The sequence below is a fragment of the Candidatus Aquarickettsia rohweri genome (assembly GCF_003953955.1).
Taxonomy (GTDB): Bacteria; Pseudomonadota; Alphaproteobacteria; order Rickettsiales; family Midichloriaceae; genus Aquirickettsia; species Aquirickettsia rohweri.
Window position 1 is genome coordinate 1 of record NZ_RXFM01000151.1, and the last position, 946, is coordinate 946.

At 30.4% G+C, this 946-nt stretch carries 2 protein-coding genes and 1 pseudogene; all 3 read left to right on the forward strand.

The genetic code is table 11. The features are described 5' to 3' along the window. Positions 1-148 precede the first annotated feature (148 nt). On the forward strand, positions 149-316 hold the full coding sequence (locus EIC27_RS06860; RefSeq protein ID WP_126045290.1) for an aldehyde dehydrogenase family protein: 168 nt from the start codon (positions 149-151) through the stop codon (positions 314-316). Continuing rightward, complete coding sequence (locus EIC27_RS06865; protein ID WP_126045291.1) at positions 285-575, forward strand: aldehyde dehydrogenase family protein; 291 nt, start codon at positions 285-287, stop codon at positions 573-575. Before EIC27_RS06860 ends, EIC27_RS06865 begins: the two co-directional genes overlap by 32 nt. Before the next feature lie 107 nt (positions 576-682). Beyond that, a pseudogene (locus tag EIC27_RS06870) lies at positions 683-946 on the forward strand (IS6 family transposase); the annotation flags it as partial.

Consider the following 946-nt stretch of genomic DNA (forward strand, 5'->3'; position numbering starts at 1 on the left):
ATTCTTGAAATACTTCATTAATTTTGGGTCTACTTTCAGCATTATTAACATCTATCATTTCTTTCAGAATATCAAAGATTCTTATACTTTTCAACAGATGCGACAGAACCCAAAAAACTTAAGAAACCCAAAGAAAGGCGGATAATACTTGTCAAGATGGGGATATTTTAGCGTTTACAAATGTATATATAAAAATAGTATACCTGATGGCAAAGGTTACTATTACCCTGTTACTATTCTCACTGATGTAGACAAAAATAATGTAGCTTTTAAGGAAGAATTATTTGGACCAGTATTTATCTATTACTTATGTTGATGATACTCAACAGGCTATCCAATATGCTAATATGAGCGAGTATAGATTATCAGCAGTATTATTTACTGAAAATATAGAAAAAGGAGAAAATATTTGTTTAAATGATTTGAATTTTGGAACTTGCAATCTAAATAAAATGGTGTCATCTGATCCTAGATTGCCATTTGGAGGCGTTAAAAATTCTGGATTTGGCAGAGAATTATCTGAAATTGGTCTTAAAGAATTTGCTAATCTTAAAACTATAAATGTTACTAAGTAAAAATTTAAAATTAGCAAACTGTATATAAACAATTAGATTAAATACTTTGGTTCTGTCGCATCTGTTGAAAAGTATAAGAATCTTTGATATTCTGAAAGAAATGATAGATGTTAATAATGCTGAAAGTAGACCCAAAATTAATGAAGTATTTCAAGAATCATGAATATGGTCCAGAAATAATAATGGTATCATTGTATATGAAAGGAAGATATTCTCTAAGTTATAGAGAGATAGAGGAGATAGGCGGGTTGAGAGGATTCGCCATTGATCACGCTACTTTACAAAGGTGGGTAATAAAGTTTATGCCAATACTTGAAGGAAGATTCAGAAAAAGAAAGAAGCCAGTCAATGGTAGTTGGAGAATGGACGAG